The following is a 15875-nucleotide window of genomic DNA, read 5'->3' on the forward strand; positions in this document are numbered from 1 at the left end:
CCGTTCTCTACAAGCCCATCATCTCTCGCACGACTCGATCTGCCATTTTGACAACGCCAACCAGTACGAGCATGTTAAAGATCAACTCACCAATGTAGGTCCAAATCATCGACACAGCCCCAGTTCCATCCTCAACAGCAGGCGGCGCTTCGGCAAAGGCCGCATAGATGACGCAAGCCAGCACGATGATGGCACCCTCCAGGCATGCCGCCGCATATCCCTTAAGAAAGGAAGTCCCGATGCTTTGGCTCGGCTCCCCCGCGTAAGCCGATAACGGAACCGGCGCTATCGCGGTATACAAATAGATGCGGAAAAACCGGCCATAAACGGACAAAATCATAATGAACGACAGCACGGTAATAAACAGGCTGCCAAGCAAGGAGACAATCCACAACGGAATGCTCTCCCAAAACCCGACATCCTCAATCGCTTGTGAAATCGTGCCTGGCAGACTGATCCCTTCCATCGCCCCAAAGCCGGAGCTCCCCATGATCGTCGTAATGACACCCTGCACGATAGTGAACAGCCCCATCATCAGCTCCAGCCCGTAAGTCACAACCGCCTTGGCAAGAATAAAGCGAATAAACAGCTTGACGGCCAGTTCGGGCCGCTTGATCTCGGCAAAATTGCCCGCCGTCTTCATCACACCGACCACAAAAAACAGCACCAGCAGCGCAAGCCCGGTCGCCTGCAGCGCTCCGTGAATATCCGTGACGACCTGCCAGATCGCACCACCCTTAAACTCGGCTGGCGACTGCGTAACAAGCTGCCAAATCTCGTTCATCTTGTCGTTCCAGGTGTTCAACGCGTTCTCCAGATTTTCTTCGATCCAACTGTTTTTCGACATGCTCTCACCCTTTAGTCCTGAAGGGGAGAAGCGAGCGCTCCCCTCCGGCGTGATCGGTTATCCCGCAATTAAAGCTAGAATTTCCTTCGTAAACGTAATAATGACGCCACCCGCTAAAGTTAAAAATCCGTTGGCTCGTTGGGACGGGTCATGCGACTTGAGCGACAGGCCAATCTGAACGATGCCGAAGCCCAAAATAATCATCCCTACCGCTCGAATCAAGCCAAAAATGAAATTGGAGAAGTTATTGACTGTCTCCATCGGATCGCCTGTGGCATAGGCTGTCGAAGCCCATAGCGATCCGAGTCCAAGCATCATGCCGAACGTCAGCAATCCTTGCGTTTTACGCTTCAATGCCGATCATCTCCTTGTAAAATCAACTCTTCGAGCTCGCTCTCTGACAGCAATTCATAATCACCTTGCTCATGTAGGACCACCGTTGTCCAGTTCACAGCATGCTCCGCCTCGCCGTGCCGATAGGCTTCTCCTTTGCCATCCAGCGTCAATGACACGTTGGGATGCCGAAGCACATCATACTTCTCATCCAACACCGGCCGTTCGCCGCGGATAAACAAAATCGCATAACGGTTGTCCAGCAGCCGAACCTCGTCCGGCGTCAGCAGTTCCCGACCTGTTTGCTGATAATTGATCGAATAACTGCCATTGCGTCCTTTGCTGAGTCCATACGTATTCGTGTCGAGCGTCTCCTTGCCCAGAAGTTCCGACACATACTTATGCGTAGATTGCTCATTACCGCCGAGATACAGGAACAAGTCGCAGTTGCCGACAATCGATTCCCATTCATCCTTGTACAATGCTTTGAGCTGCGCCAGGTTTTGCAGGATGATGGATACCGAAATTTCTCGGCTGCGCATGGTCGAGAGCAGCTTGTCGAACTCTGTTGGCAAAGCGACGTTCGCAAATTCGTCCATCACAAAATGGACATGAACGGGCAAGCGCCCCCCATGCCGATAATCGGCTTCATACATTAAGCTCTGGAACAACTGCGTGTACAACATGCCGACGATAAAGTTGAAGCTGCTGTCGTTATCGGGAATGACAGCGAAGAGCGCCGTCTTTTTCGTGCCCATGTCGGACAAATCCAGTTCATCCACCACACTCATGCCTGCAATGGTTGGCAGATTGAACTTCTCCAGTCGTACGCCGAGACCGATCAGGATCGACTTGGCTGTCTTGCCTGCTGCCAGCTTGAAAATGTTGTATTGCTTAACCGCCAAATGCTCCGGCTCGCGCATTGCTAGCCGCTCGAACAATTCATCCAGCGGGCTTTGATACGTTTCATCTTCTTCGCGAACTTCCGCTGCGGCGATCATCTCCATCACCATGGGGAAATTTCGCTCCTCCGGCGGCGCTTCGTAGAGCAGGTACAGCACAAGCGCCTCCAGCAGCGCCGTTTCGGAACGCTCCCAAAACGGATCGTTCGTATTGCTGCCCTTTGGTGTCGTATTGCGAATGAGGTTCGTCACCAGCTTGAGTACGTCCTTGTCGTCCTGCAGGTAGGCAAAAGCATTGTAGCCGTGCGACAGATGCGGATTGATGAGATCCAGCACCTTGATGTCGTACCCTTCTGCGCGTAGCAAGCTGCCGGTATCTCGTAAAATCTCACCCTTGGGATCGAGCACCACAAGAGATGTTGCGGCCTGCATAACGTTCGGTTTAGCATAGAAGCGCGTTTTCCCTGCTCCCGAGCCGCCGACCACCAGCACATTCAAGTTTCGTCGATGCTTGCGGCCGTCCAAACCAATTCGAACGCGCTGCGTCAGGATTTTGTTTTGTCCCGGCAGTTTGCTTCGGTATGTGGCATTGAGCTGCTTCACCTTTCCCCAGCGAGCGCTTCCGTGTTCTTCGCGCCTGCGATAATTACGCTGTGAAGATACATACACGCCGATACAGATGACATACGCCAGTGTAAAGAGTATCAGGCTGCGCGGCGTATCCGCCACCCAGCGGATACGGAAGGGATGCTCCATTGCCGTGCTTAGCTGCAGCAGCAGCGCGGGCAAGCCGCTGGAAAGAGCAGGGGCGGCTTGCAGCGCCAGCCAAATGACCGGCAATAAAAAAACCGCAACGAGTATAAGCTGACTCGTTGCGGAATTAGCGCGCCGCATGCGGGCTCCGATGCTTCGATTTCCGGTAAGGGGCATCAATCGTTTTCAGCAGCAGATCATCGACGGCATCTGTCGGCCGCCGCTCTCCAATCAAGCCATTACGCAGGGTATTCAGGGCGTTGATGACAATGCCATGCTCATAATGATCCAGGTTCAGAATACGCTCGTCCTCTTTCATCGTCCTTCCTCCCGCGTCATCGAAATGTTCATTTGTCAGGCATAGCGTTAACGAGCCGTGTCACTGCGACTCGGCTGCTGCTGCCGCAATTGGCCTAGCAGATGGTACATCCGGCTATTCATCGTATGAGCCGTGTCCCGAATAACGGCAAGCTCCGCACGTATCTGTTGCGGCTCCAGCCCTTTCAACCCTTCTACCGACCGGTTAAAGCGAAAGCCCGCTGTCTCCACGCCGAACTGCTTGCTCAGCATATAGGCCACGCTGTACGCTTGGGTCTGATGCTCCGAGCGGCTGTAGTCGGCCTTGCCCTGGTCCATTTCCGCATGCGCCAGTTCCTGCGCAAGCGAACGGAAAATATCTCCGGCTGACAGCCCGCGGCGAATGACTATCTGCCCGGCATCCGGCTGATAGAGGGCATGCTTGTCTGCCGGCAAGGCATCGCCCATCTGAACCGGAACCGGTGAACGATGCATCAGCGCCTTGATGCAGGTGCGTTCGTCTGGCAGGGACGGCAAAGCCGGCTTCTCTCCAATTACCTGGGCAACATCAAACATTTTTTTCGGATTATAGCTTACCGCTGTACGGCCATCCTCCCTTTTATACGTCTCGCCTGGCTCCAAAATATAAAAGCCCGTCTCTTTCCGCCGAATGTGGCATCCCATTGCCTTCCAGCCTTCAAAATCGGCAATCCGCGTTGCCTCTGGCCGCTGAGCGATGATGAGCAGCGCATTGGAAACACTGTACCGGCCAAAGCGGCTTTGCACATCCAAATACTGTTGAAGCTGTTCGCCGGTTTGCACGACCTCAACCGTAGTAGCATCAATGGTGTCATATGTCCATTGGCGCAGTTCCTGTTTCTTCTGCACCCACGCCTCCTTGTCGAAGGGTTGTGAAGCTGCCGTCATCGGTGGCGCTTCCTGACGGAGCAAGTCATCCCATTCGCTCACTTGGCTTTCCCCCTCTTCCGATTGCTGCGGTTTAGTGTCTCGACCGGAGCGTTCACAGCAACAGGCACCTTGCCCCTCCCTTTTCGCTTTGGCAAGCCCGGTTCCCGTTCTTGCAGCTGTTGCTGACGTTGCTTATCGGCGGCGCGATTCTCTTCCCGGATCTCCCGCAGCAATTGCCGCACAGACACCTTCTGCTTAGGCTGTTCATGGATTGTTTCGGATGCCTCGCTGTGCGCGGAGGTATGCGCGGACGGAGAGAGGGGTTCCGGTTGGTTCTGGCTCTCGGATTGGCGGGGCAGGGGGAGAAACTCCGGCTCCTCCACTTCGGCCAGCGGCTCCTTCACGTCTACCGGTTGCTCGCTTTCCGGCACCTCGTTTCCCGGCTCCACCCCCTCCGGCGGTTCCGGCTTTCCCAGCAGCTCGTCCAAAAATTCCTCGCTGATCGACGTTGAGGGAGCCGCTGGATCCTCGGCTATCGTCTCTTGAGGCTCCACAGCTGGCATCGCTCGTTCCGCTTCCATGTTGCTCGGCTGCTTCACCTGACGGGCTTGTTCAATTTCTTGCTTGATGCTGGCCGTATCCACGGTAGCCAATTGGAAGCGTTCTACAATCCGGTTAATCTTTGAGGCGTCCTCGGCGCGCACCATCACATCGCACAGACCATCCACATTCTTTTTGTCCCGCAACGCGCAATACAGGACACCATAGCGCTTCGCTTCCTTGCAAAAGGTGGGCAAGTCCTCATTCCGCACGGCGAATACCTTCAGTTCCTTCCCGCTGCGGAGCAGATTCTCAAGTCGGGTGCGGCCCCTCGTCTGTTTTTGCCCTTGCAGCACGGCGAACAAATAGGCCGCGAGATGCTTTGCGCCTTCGCCAGATATTTTCGCCATCACTTCAATACCGCGCAGACTCATGCTGACGACCTGATCGGCCGCCTCGTTTCCGCTCATGGGCTTCTACCTCCTTGCGCCTTGATTTCCTTTCATGCTCTTCTTGCTGTTGCAGCTTGTCCTTGATTGTATTGGAGCGCGACAAAATGCCCACGCAAAGCCTCACCTCCTTTCGAAGCTGCGCCAATTGCCGGGAATACGCGGCGACCTGCTCCCGATACGCCGCAATCTGCTCGGGTTGTCGGCAACTACGCAAGCGTCTTCGGCAGCTTTTGCGATCAAGACTCAGCCCCTTCATCTCAGCTTGTCGGGCTTCAATATAGCTGGTCAATTGCCCTCGGCTGGATATCCGATGACGACAGAGCAGCTTGGTTTGTTCAATGATCTGCAACAAGTGACGCAAATCCTCCCTCAACAAAAAAGACGCTCGTCTCGAAGACGAACGGTAGCGAGGCACAATGTCCAATACATATAGATAACGGACATACAAAGCTTGAAGGCCGGAAAGCTTGCGATGCTTGTCTGGGCGTTTCCCACGAACCTGCACCACGCGTTTACGATTTGGAAGCGGAAGAGCCGACTTTTTCTTGGGCAATGCACTGCCCAAAATACGTTGCTTGATCGCTTCCTCCCCGTAGGCTTCGCCCAAGGTTCGTAAGCGAACAAATCTTTCTTTACCTGGTGGACGAACAGCCACATGCTTGAAATGTGCCTTGATTTCGTAGCCCGTTGCTTGAAGGTGCGCATAAAATTGACTCATTGTCCTGGCCTCAACAATAGCGGCGTCCATGTCCTCGCGAATGACGCCGCGCCATGTCGGTTTGCTTTCCTGATCGGCTCGCCATTCTCCGTACTGCTTGGCTTTCCCGCGCTCCGGCTGCTCAATGACGGATAAGGCATGCTCCCGGCATAGCCGGTCGGAGGTTTGCCGCATCAGCGCATAGGAAGCCTTATTGTCGTAATATCGTTTGCCATCCATGAAGGAGACGGAATTGAGAACAAAGTGATTGTGCAAATGATCTTTGTCGAGATGGGTGGCAACTACTACTTCAAAGCGTTCCCCCCAAAGCGCTTGCGCCAGCTTCACGCCAATGGCGTGCGCCAGTTCCGGTGTCGTTTCCTCCGGCGCAAAGGACTGGTAGCCATGAAATGCGACGATGCCACCTATTTTCTGAAACCGCTTCTTGGTTCGCAGCATTTGCTCATGTGCGCTGATGGGATCGCAATTGATACCTCTCACATAAAGCTGCCGCTCTGTTTTCGCATTCGAGCTAGTGTAGGCAAGTGTCTGCTGCAAGCCATCCACTACCTTGCGCCCCTGGTCCGTTTTATTTGGATTGACGGCGTAGTTCAATACACGCTTCAGACGGTCAGTCACGTCCCATATCGCGGTCGTAGCCATATTGCTTGTTCCTTATGTGGTTCAAGAAGGTGCGCTGCGTGACTCCGGCGCAGTCACCGCCTCTTGAATCCGTTGGACAGCGCGCCGCAAATCATCCGCTTCACGCTGGAAGGAAGCGTGATCCAAATGACCGGTCGTATGCGCCTTCACCGCAAGCTGGTTCAGGTTATTGCCAATGGCGTGAAGCTCGCGCAGCATGGTGTAGTAATCAAGGGGTGGCAACGTTTTGGGGACATAGCCGTTAATCAACGAGCGAAGGTATGCTTCCCGAGACAGTCCCGACTGTTTCGCTTGCTTTTGAAGCCTGCGATCTTCTTCCTGATTGACCCAAACTTGAATGCGAATGCTTCTTTTTCGCATGTGTCAGCTCCTTTCTGAAATGAATGAAGGTAGTCTTGAAAAAAAGACATCATTAGAAAAGACTGTTCCTGATGCATCCATTTGACAAGCAAACATGACGAACCGCCAGGCGGGGGTATTAGGGGCTAAGCCCCTAACAAGCGGATTTGGGAGACCAAATTCAGTGCTTGCTGCAACGTTACACGTTGCCCCGAGGCACCTGCCGGGAAAAAGAGAGGGGCTGCGGGCAAACAAAAAAGACACCGTGCGGACAGCGTCTTCGAGAAGCTCTCATCCAGTTCAGGATGACTTCATCACCTTGGAATTGCGTATGTTGAATCGGCATGCCATTGTGCAACACACGTTATCGTGATGGATATTCACGTTGTTTTTTGTAAGCCATCAAGTCCTCATTTACATCTTTTTGGACTGGCGGTTCATTCTCCAACTGATAGCTCTGAGCCAGTTGCTGCCCGATCATCTCTGCTGCCAAGCGTCCCGGCTCATCATTGTCCAAATGCATCACCAGTCGCTTTACTTCCGAGTGGCGATTCAGATAGGAGAGAAGAGCAGCCGGAAGCGCCGACTCCCCCTTATTCTCTGTGGAGCGGTGTATCCCCGCAAGCGACAGAAGATGGACTTGCCGCCAGTCCTTTCCCCACTTCAACATGAATGTGCAATAGGACAGCAGATCAATGGCACTCTCAAACAAATGCAATTCAGCGTTGTTCTCTGTTGGCGTAAGGGAGAAGGCATAGCGCTTATCGCTGCCCGGTACTTCTCCCATATAGCGAGTGCTTGTCGTTCCGCGAATCGCCGCGTAGCGAGGCTCGTCCTGCTCATCAAAGCCGACAAATACGGCATTGTGATAGTTCCGACTTTCATACAGACGCCCAGTTTCAAGACACGCCTCAAGCACCTCGTGGGCAATTCCCCGTCTGCGCAAATAAGCAACCACTCGGCTTGCATTTTCATAGGCTTCGGGAAGTGTGAATGGTACACCCCCCTCCTCCGGGATAGCTTGTGCTGCCGGCGAGGACGAGATGGCAGTCTGCTCGTTCAGATGCAGCACCGCCTCCGGCAAGGAGATTCCCCGCACCTTAATGAGATAATCCAGCGCCGAACGTCCTCCAAACCCACGTGACCACCAAAACCACTTGCAGTTTGAAATCTTTAAGCTGTCATGACTGCGGGTTGCATAAGCATTTCGTGAGCATTTTACCAATTCGTAAGGCTCGACATGCTGCAAATACGTTAGCAGGTCCCACTGCTTGGCATGTTCGATTTGTTCTTTACTTACATAGGCCATCGACTCGCTCCTTTCCAGCCCTTCATCCTGCTCACTTATCCCCAACGTTATTCACAATTTGCACACAGATGAGAAAAACGTGAATAAGCCTGTTACCGGTCGGCAACAGACTTGTCAGGCTCATCACATGTGATCTCTACGGCTTGAGAACCCCTATTTTTTTCAGGTATGCATAGCAATCCACATGCCCTTGCCAATAAAGAGCCATTCGTTCCATACGGGTCGTTTCATCCAGCGTCTTTTTAACCTCCAGCCATGCTTGGTAGTCCTGATCATTTGGAAAAACACTGGAATCTCCATCCATCACGTCCTTGATAAACGGATGCTGCACTTGAATCGCAATCCTTCGCTGAACCCACATCATATAAACCTCTTCACTGCGTAAACGCCTGGTGATTTCATCCTCCAATACGTCAAAGTTTTGCTCTAACCGGTGCCAGCATTCCCTTACCATGCGCGCTCCCTCCCTTAACCAACATACCTGATTCGGGCTTAGCACGCGAACCTGTCATGATCAAGCGAGGCAACCTCCTCGTTTTTACCCACGCCCAGCGTAAGCTCACACGATCCGTTCGCTCAGCGTTCCTGCCGATTCATTCTCCTTCGCTCCAGCAGCTCCGGTTCTTCGTCCGCCCCTCCAGCTTCTATCATCTCGTTCTCCCGCTTATCCATATTCAGCAGCACATTCAGCTCCGTCAGCCTCGCTGACTTCTCCTGCAATTCCAACTCCTGCTTGAAGGGAGCTGCAATCTCCGCCTTCGCCGTTTCCATCTGCTTATGGAGTGTGGTCAGTTGATCGCGGCAATAAGCAAGCTTCTCCGGCAACGCAACAAGCGCATTATTCAGCCGATTCAGATTGCCGCTTGCATCGGCTCCAAGCGAAATATGATGCCCCAGTGCGCCGCGCAGGGTTGCTTTGTACTCCAGGTTGAAGCTGTCAAAGGAAAGCCATAGGGAGAAGCCCTGGTAATGGCCGATCTCCTGCGGATCAGGAGAAGTCATGCCCTTGCAGGCTACCAGCAACGCAGCGCCTGCCGATGCCCGTTCCTTATACGTGAAATCCTTGATCATCATTCCGGCAAAGGCGACTTCTTCACCGTCTATCCTTTCGGCATCCTGAAGCATATACAGGGCCACATCCTGCTCATACCCAGCGATCCGCTCTTCCGTCGACTTGATCTGCTGCGGCAGCAGCTTGAGCAACCGATCCTCCAGTGCATAACGCTGGCTCAGATGGTTGGCTTTGAGCAGCTTGAGCTTAGACACTTGAATATCTAAGTCCATCTTCTCTTTTATAAACGGATTGCCGGTCGCCAGCGCCTTCACTTCGGCATAAGAGAGCGCCGCTTCATCAATGTCTTCCGCAGAGCGAACCGGCGACTTGCTCGTCATGATCTGTGAGATAAAGCGCTGTTTGTTTTCAAGTGTCTGGTAGAGGTAGGCATCAAACGTATTCTCTGTGACATACCGGTAAATGTGCGCTTCACTATTCTGGTTACCTTGGCGAATGACACGCCCTAATCTTTGCTCCAAATCGCGCGGGCGCCAAGGACAATCGAGGTCATGAATGGCCATCAGCTTCGACTGAACGTTGGTACCGGCCCCCATTTTGAACGTCGATCCCAGAAGGACGCGAACCTGTCCTGCTCGTACCTTACCGAATAGCTCTTTCTTCTGCGCATCCGTATTGGCGTCGTGGATATAGGCAATCTCCATCGCTGGAACACCCTTCTCCAACAATTTGCGCTTGACCTCATCATAAACGTTGAACGTGCCATCCGCTTTCGGGGTGGACAAGTCGCAAAAGACCAGTTGCGTGAGCCGATGCTGCTGCCCCTCCTGCCAATGCCGGAAAATGTTATTCACGCAGGCGCTGATCTTGCTGCCCTCATCATCTGGCAGCAGCGGATTTGCCAGCCGCTGATCGAGTGCCAGCTTGCGTCCGTCATTTGTGATGAGCAGCATGTTATCCTCGTGCGGCTCAACCGCCTTGGCCCGAACCTGCTCCGCCCGATGGGCAAGATCGGCTACCATATCGCGCTGAAACTCACTTGGCGGGACAGCCACATTATGAAAATGTGCCTTCGGCACCGGGAGCTGGAGCATATCCGCGGTCTGGATGTCTGCGACTTCCTTGAACATACTCATCAGCTCGGGGAGGTTATAAAAGCGGGCAAAGCGCGTTTTCGCCTGGTAGCCTGTTCCCGCCGGAGCCAACTCAATCGCCGTGACGGTTTCACCAAACGTGGATGCCCAGGAATCGAAATGCTGCAAGCCATGCTTTTGCAGGCTCTTATGTTGCAAATAACGCTGCATCGTATACATTTCCGTAATGGAGTTCGAGATCGGCGTGCCCGTTGCAAAGATGATGCCACGTTCTCCGGTCAGCTCGTCCAAATACCGACACTTCATGAACATATCTGACGACTTCTGCGCTTCAGTTTGCGACAGCCCGGCAACATTGCGCATTTTCGTGTACAGGAACAGGTTCTTGTACGAATCCGCCTCGTCTACGAACAGCCGATCCACGCCCAATTCCTCAAACGTCACCACATCGTCCTTACGGCTGGTGTCGTTCAACTTTTCCAGCTTGACTTGCAACGTCTTCTTCGTCTTCTCCATTTGCTTGATCGCATAGCGCTCGCCCTTCGCTTCCTTCAATTCCCGAATGCCGCCGGTGATCTCGTAGATCTGCTCCTCCACTTGCTGCCTCTGACGCTCCATTGAAATCGGAATCTTCTCAAACTGCGAATGCCCGATAATGATCGCATCGTAGTCGCCAGTGGCAATGCGGGCGCAAAACGTTTTGCGGTTTTTCGTCTCAAAGTCCCTTTTTGTCGTCACCAACACATTGGCCGAAGGGTACAGCTGCAAAAACTCCGCCGCCCACTGCTCTATCAAGTGATTGGGGACAACGAACATACTCTTGTTACACAGTCCTAAATGCTTGCTCTCCATCGCTGCGGCGGTCATTGCGAACGTTTTGCCCGCACCGACACAATGGGCAAAGAGCGCATTTCCGCCGTAGAGTGCGCGGGCGACCGCGTTCACCTGATGCTGCCGAAGCCTTATTTCTGGATTCATACCGGTAAAGCGAATATGGGTGCCGTCATACTCCCGCGGCCGGATCGCATTGAACCGGTCATTGTAGAGGCGCGTCATCCGTTCTCGGCGCTGAGGATCTCGCCACAGCCATTCGCCGAACGCCTCTTTCATGAGCTCTTGCTTTTGCTGAGCAATAGCCGTGTCCTTCCGGTTTAGCACCCGTTTTTCCACGCCATTTTCAGTCACTGTATCGAAAATGCGCACATCCCGCAGGTTGAGCGTATCCTCGAGAATTTTGTAGCCGTTGATCCGTTCGGTGCCGTAGGTGACGTTGGCCTTGATATTGTTGCTCCGATCGTCGCCTTTGCCCCGTACGTTCCAGGCCGCCGTATAATCGGAATAGAGCACATGAATGGAGGGACGATACATCGGCGGCGTATCCAGCAGCTCGAACATAAAATCGCGAATCACCTCGGAAGGCAGCCAGGTCGCTCCCAACCGGACATCGATTTCGGAAGCGGTCAAGTCGAGCGGCTGCACCGCCTCCAGCGCCTTGACGTTTTCAGCATACCGTTCGGCGTCTTGGACTGCGAAGGACTTGGCGATACGCAGCTTGTCGCGTACATGACCGGATAAATAGGCGTCCGCCGTCTCATAGCTCGGCTCTCCGTCCTCGTCCATCAGCTCGGGATTGGGGAAGATGACGCCGCGCAGCTCCTGCATCAGCTTATCCGTAGGGATACCGCACAATTCGCTCATATAGGCCAAATCCACCCGCGCCTTGACGCCAATGGAAACCGCCAACGCTTCGGATGCCGTATCTACGCGCTCCACCTGCGACCTCTGCCGAATGGTGCGCTTCGTAAACATGTCGGCCTTTCGTTGCAAGCGCCCTTCATCATCAAGTATTTCCAGCGAGCAGAGCAGGAAATAAGCGCTGTCGTCCGAAAAGGCGAGACTGTTAGCGCGGCTGTTAATCAGCCCATACTGCGCCGCAAACCGATCATACTGCACCGTAAGCTTGCGCTGCTGCTCACGAATGGCTTCCTCACTGTAATCCTCGGTCTGGAACTCGATCAGGTCGCGCACCGTGTCGCGCAGTTGAATCAGCCCCTTGATGCGCCCCGTCGCTGTTGCCGAGGCTTCGACCGGATGCATTAGGCTGTTTTGGCGGAAATAGACCTTTCCTTCCACCAATGCAAAGCTGAAATTGCGCACATTTGGATCGGCAGGTACCGAGGCATCCGCTTCCTCCGGCTGCTCCTCGCGTTCTCCCTCCACCCATTCGGCGTGAATGTTAGCCAGCGCCTCGCGCAGCAGCTCATCGAGGGGCGCATCCGGGTACGGTCGGCATGTCGTTTCCTCGCGATTGCCATACATTTTGTCATCAAACGCCATCGTGCCCAGCACCATATCCGGCTGGGCGGCAAAGTAGGCGTTGATCGGCACGCCATCCGCCGTTTCGGCCAATGCCAGCCACGGCTCGTTCTGTTCATTGACCGTCACCATGCGATCCCGTTTTTGCAAAAATAGAATGTCTGCGGTCACTTCCGTTCCGGCATTCGCCAGAAACGCATTGTTCGGCAGACGCACCGCACCAAGTAAGGCCGCCCGTTCCGCGATGTAGCGACGCACCGCCGGATTTTGCTTGTCCATCGTCCCTTTGGAGGTAATGAAGGCCATGATGCCGCCTGGCCGCACCTTATCAAGTGTCTTCGCAAAAAAGTAATCATGAATCAAAAACTTGTGTTTGTCATACTTTTTGTCCGCTACACCGTAGCCACCAAACGGCACATTGCCGACAGCCAGGTCAAAGAAGCTGTCCGGCAAATTTGTCCGCTCATATCCACTGATCGCAATCGACGCTTGCGGATACAACTGCTTGGCGATGCGACCGGTCAGGCCATCGAGCTCCACGCCAAATAACCGCGAATCCTGAAACGATTCCGGCACCAGACCGAAGAAATGACCAATCCCGCAGGAAGGCTCCAATATATTTCCGCGCCGAAAGCCCATTTGCTCCAGGCATTCATACATCGCCTGAATAACGATAGGGGAGGTATAGTGGGCGTTCAAGGTTGAGGCACGGGCGGACGCAAACTCTTCCGGGGTTAGCAGTGCCTGCAGCTCGGTATATTCCGCAGTCCATTGTCTGTTGGCGTCATCGAAGGCCTGCGGAATACCGCCCCAGCCGACATAATGCGCCAGCACCGCTTGCTCCTCCGCACTTGCTTGGCGGTTTTCCTCCTCCAACTGCTGAAGCAGCCGGATGGCTTCCACGTTACGGCGGAACTTCGTTTTGGCACCGCCATGCCCCAAGGAAACGTCCACAATGCGGTAATTGCTTGGCCGATGGCGTGGGTGAGAGGGAGCTTCGGAAGCAGGCGAAATGGGGATTTCGTTCGATTCAGTCTGTGCAGGTTCAGCCTGCACTGACATCGCTTGCTCCGGTTCCTCCGAGCGCTCATCCGTTCCCTCGTTTTCCCAAAACACTACGTCCGCCTCTGTCAACTGTTCATCTGTCAGCAAATGATCGTTAAACGGATTGTCGCGCAGCAGACGCTCTAACTCGCTCCGGCTCAGTTCCTTTGAAAACAGCGGGAACTGCTTATCCTGTAACCATACCTTTTCAGGCTCCAACTGAGCGATTTCATATTCATCCGCTCCGATGAAGACAGAATTGCCTTCGACATACGCATAGCGCAGCTTCATCCTGTCACGCGGTGGGACATCTGGCGGTGGAGCCAGTGGCGGCTCCGGCAATAAGGAGCGCCTCTCCCTCATCTCAGCCTCGCGCCGCCTGCGCTGCTCCGCCTGTTGCTCGTCATACACAGGCAGTTGCTCTACTTCTCTGCGGTTCAAATATCGGCCAGCCGCCAGCAGCTCACCGATCCGCTTCTGCACCTTCATCCAGGGCAGTACCAGCTTCTCCTCCTCAGCCGCTCGAAACCCGCGCTCCAACGCAATGCCTTTGCTGTCGTGATGTTCATGAATATTCGTACCGATCAAGGCTGGAACGCGACCGCCTGTCCCATATTCCCGTTTCAAAAACTCAGCATTGTCCTGCGCCGACAGCGATTGCTGAAAATGAAGGGCAATTCGCAGCTTGCCATTCTCAATGCCGCTTCCGTTTTGCAGCACGGCATCTATGACCGCCTGCGGCCAGACAAATGCAGACGCATGAGCCTCCGCCGCTTCCTCCAGCCACATCATTTGCTGCGCGGCAGACGGTTGCTGCGTCTGATCCCATTCCTTCAGTAGCAGCATGCTATGGATATGACCGGCAATGACGCCCCAATCGTAGAACCCTTGCGCCGTTCGGCTGTCCGACTTGCCCGTCCAGATATGCAGTACATTTTGATAAGGCTCCACACCAAGCCAGTTATCCGGCTCTAGCTCCAGCTCCGTTATTCCTTGCGGAAACAGACTTCTCACAAATAGCGCACGTTCACGCGCATCATCGCTGCTTTCAAAAAAAACTGCGACCTCCGTCTTGCTCACAAGGAGCGGCGCAGTTCGCAGCTTATCGTTAATCTGATTTCCGTCATGAAAAAACGGAAGACGATTGTCCTCCGTTCCCCGGTCATGCCATTTTAGCGATACACCAGCTCGGTCAGGACTAGCTCCTCCGCTTGTTGCTTCAGATTGTTCAGGTGACCCGTCCAGCCCAGCGGATCGCTTGCTTTGTCCGGTGCCGGGTGCTGCATCAACAGTTGTGCCGAGGTCTGCTCGATCTGCTCCCTCGCCGTCCGGTCGATCTCCGCCAAATGCTGGTGTAGCTGTTCCGAGAGCATCAGGTGGGCGTAGGTGCCCTTCCGCTCGGTTTTCAGAAACGTCTTGCGCAGCAGGCCGTATTTCCCGATGCTCATCGACTCCGGCTGTACCAGATCCGGCAGCAGATAATCTCCGTTCTGTGTGTAGGTCAGCTCCATGCTCAATCTCTCCTTCGCGTGATTTAGCTTCATTGTGCAGCAGTGTTTCTGGCCTTGCAACGGTGCGGCTTACGTCCGACGCCAGATTTCGTATGTTTTCACGGCGCTGCGCCCAGATGGTAGACTCGATTTCCCGCAGAATCGTTTCCGCCACATCGCTGATCGCAGCGCCCAAATGCGATAGTACGGGCAGGGTATTAAAATAACCGACACCAGACAAATCATCGGTACTAATATAAGGGGACGGCTCCTGCCCGCAGCGAACCATTGTCATATAGGTGACGGCATATTGCGCGGCTTCCCGGAACAGCAGTTCCACATGCGCATCATCCAGTTCTTCAAGCAGACTTTTGTCGCGCTCGGAGAGCAGCATCTGGACATAATCGGCGCTGTGGTCCTCCATGGCGTTTCGCGCCGCTGTGAGCAGGGAGCCGGGCAGATCCATACCCTGCTCTTGTTCGTATCCAAAGGCGTTCTCCAGCGTTTCAAGGACAGCCTCCGTATCCGCCTCATCCATGTGCCAGAGCGACACGGCTTGAGACTGTCGGCTTTGCGTGTCCGACACGTCAAACACATGGCGCAGTCCCAGGCTGCTGCCGCGGTCCTCAATCAGCGCAATGCCCTTCGCACCACGTCTAACCCAGCGGTCCAGCTTTTTATTCCACACTTCAATCGGAGCACAGGCGGTGGCATCGGGACGCTGCGCGTAGATTAGCAATTGATCCTGAAACGGATATTTGTAGTTCCATGCGGCGGTGCTCAAAAAATCGGCCCATTGTCCGGTATCTTTCACCAACGCCTGCGAGGTACGGGCCGACAGCTCGACCATGCGCTGCAGTTTGGCAGTCATGGAAACA

The 15875-nt window shown here is 54.2% G+C and carries 11 protein-coding genes; all 11 read right to left on the reverse strand.

From position 1 onward, the window contains the following. Positions 1 to 7 precede the first annotated feature (7 nt). The 11 genes from ACIFSR_RS31305 to ACIFSR_RS31355 all read right to left on the reverse strand — a co-directional run bounded on the left by ACIFSR_RS31305 (position 8) and on the right by ACIFSR_RS31355 (position 15868). A complete protein-coding gene (locus ACIFSR_RS31305; RefSeq protein ID WP_430062827.1) occupies positions 8 to 847 on the reverse strand; it encodes a hypothetical protein in 840 nt (279 codons plus the stop codon). A 57-nt stretch (positions 848 to 904) separates the two neighbouring features. Next, positions 905 to 1201, reverse strand: coding sequence for a glutamyl-tRNA amidotransferase (locus ACIFSR_RS31310; RefSeq protein ID WP_430062830.1), 297 nt, complete (start codon positions 1199 to 1201; stop codon positions 905 to 907). Continuing rightward, the gene (locus ACIFSR_RS31315; protein ID WP_430062833.1) at positions 1198 to 2976 is read right to left on the reverse strand and encodes a VirD4-like conjugal transfer protein, CD1115 family; all 1779 of its coding nucleotides are present in this window, start codon (positions 2974 to 2976) and stop codon (positions 1198 to 1200) included. Before ACIFSR_RS31315 ends, ACIFSR_RS31310 begins: the two co-directional genes overlap by 4 nt. Continuing rightward, positions 2963 to 3154 (reverse strand): hypothetical protein, encoded by a 192-nt coding sequence (locus tag ACIFSR_RS31320; protein ID WP_430062835.1) that lies wholly within the window; start codon positions 3152 to 3154, stop codon positions 2963 to 2965. Before ACIFSR_RS31320 ends, ACIFSR_RS31315 begins: the two co-directional genes overlap by 14 nt. Before the next feature lie 47 nt (positions 3155 to 3201). Further along, positions 3202 to 4101: a hypothetical protein gene (locus ACIFSR_RS31325; RefSeq protein ID WP_430062838.1), complete on the reverse strand. Its 900-nt coding sequence runs from the start codon at positions 4099 to 4101 to the stop codon at positions 3202 to 3204. Further along, positions 4098 to 5051, reverse strand: coding sequence for a PcfB family protein (locus ACIFSR_RS31330; RefSeq protein WP_430062841.1), 954 nt, complete (start codon positions 5049 to 5051; stop codon positions 4098 to 4100). The genes ACIFSR_RS31325 and ACIFSR_RS31330 overlap by 4 nt, the downstream gene beginning before the upstream one ends. Then, positions 4996 to 6393: a relaxase/mobilization nuclease domain-containing protein gene (locus ACIFSR_RS31335; protein ID WP_430062844.1), complete on the reverse strand. Its 1398-nt coding sequence runs from the start codon at positions 6391 to 6393 to the stop codon at positions 4996 to 4998. The genes ACIFSR_RS31330 and ACIFSR_RS31335 overlap by 56 nt, the downstream gene beginning before the upstream one ends. Before the next feature lie 21 nt (positions 6394 to 6414). After that, on the reverse strand, positions 6415 to 6753 hold the full coding sequence (locus ACIFSR_RS31340; RefSeq protein ID WP_430062847.1) for a plasmid mobilization protein: 339 nt from the start codon (positions 6751 to 6753) through the stop codon (positions 6415 to 6417). 343 nt (positions 6754 to 7096) lie between these two features. Continuing rightward, a complete protein-coding gene (locus ACIFSR_RS31345; protein ID WP_430062850.1) occupies positions 7097 to 8041 on the reverse strand; it encodes a DUF3991 domain-containing protein in 945 nt (314 codons plus the stop codon). Positions 8042 to 8177: 136 nt separating this feature from the next. Continuing rightward, on the reverse strand, positions 8178 to 8495 hold the full coding sequence (locus tag ACIFSR_RS31350; protein WP_430062853.1) for a DUF6664 family protein: 318 nt from the start codon (positions 8493 to 8495) through the stop codon (positions 8178 to 8180). Between the two features lie 122 nt (positions 8496 to 8617). Beyond that, positions 8618 to 15868: a helicase-related protein gene (locus ACIFSR_RS31355; protein ID WP_430062856.1), complete on the reverse strand. Its 7251-nt coding sequence runs from the start codon at positions 15866 to 15868 to the stop codon at positions 8618 to 8620. Positions 15869 to 15875: the final 7 nt, after the last annotated feature.

Origin of the sequence: Paenibacillus sp. NRS-1760 (assembly GCF_050467785.1) — a bacterium.
Classification (GTDB): domain Bacteria; phylum Bacillota; class Bacilli; order Paenibacillales; family Paenibacillaceae; genus Pristimantibacillus.